Source organism: Caulobacter sp. 17J65-9, from assembly GCF_010975005.1.
Lineage (GTDB): Bacteria > Pseudomonadota > Alphaproteobacteria > Caulobacterales > Caulobacteraceae > 17J80-11.
This window is the reverse complement of record NZ_JAAIVC010000334.1, coordinates 1-729: the sequence shown is the minus strand read 5'-3', so window position 1 is coordinate 729 and position 729 is coordinate 1. Positions and strand designations below refer to the sequence as shown.

The 729-nt window shown below is 77.6% G+C and carries 1 protein-coding gene and 1 pseudogene; both read right to left on the bottom strand.

The genetic code is table 11. From position 1 onward, the window contains the following. Positions 1–235: pseudogene (locus G3573_RS21775) on the bottom strand (ABC transporter permease); the annotation flags it as partial. Next, positions 232–729, bottom strand: a 498-nt coding sequence (locus G3573_RS21770) for an ATP-binding cassette domain-containing protein (protein ID WP_163263698.1), incomplete at its 5' end; no start/stop codon positions are given. The gene G3573_RS21770 and the pseudogene G3573_RS21775, both read right to left, overlap by 4 nt.

Here is a 729-nt window from a genome sequence, read left to right as displayed (position 1 = left end):
GGGCCAGGGCCGCCGCCGCCAGCGCGGCCACGCCCAGCCCCTGCAGGGCCATGACCAGGGTGTTGGCCGCGGCGTGCAGCAGCTCGGGCCAGCGCGCCGCGATCGCCGCGCCGACGGCCGAGGGGGCGGGGAGGAAATAGCCGGGCACCGCCAGCAGCCGGCAGGCCGCCTCCCAGCCGCCCAGCAACAGCGCGATCAGCACCAGCGGCGCGAGGACGTCGGTCAGGCGCTTCATGCGACCGCCTCCGCCCGCGCCAGGGCGGCTTCGACCGCGGCGACCGTCTCGCGGAAGCCGAGCGAGGTGCGGAAGCCCTCGGGCCGAGGCAGGGGCGCGTCGATGGCGATCTCCGCCGCCGTGCGGCCGGGCCCGGGCGTCATCACCACCACGCGGCCGGCCAGGTAGACGGCCTCCTCGACGTCGTGGGTGATGAAGACCACGGCCGGTCGGGTCTGGTCCCACACCCGGTGCAGGTCTTCGACCAGCCGCCGGCGGGTCAGGGCGTCCAGCGCCGCGAAGGGCTCGTCGAGCAGCAGCAGCCTGGGGTCGGTGACCAGGGCGCGGGCCAGGGACACGCGCATGGCCATGCCGCCGGAAAGCTGCGCCGGCCGGGCGTCGCCATGGCCGGCCAGCCCGACCCGGTCCAGCGCCGCGTCGGCCCGCGCACGGGCGTCGGCGACGCCGGCCAGCTCCAGCGGCAGGGCCACGTTGGCCTGCGTGCTGGCCCAGGG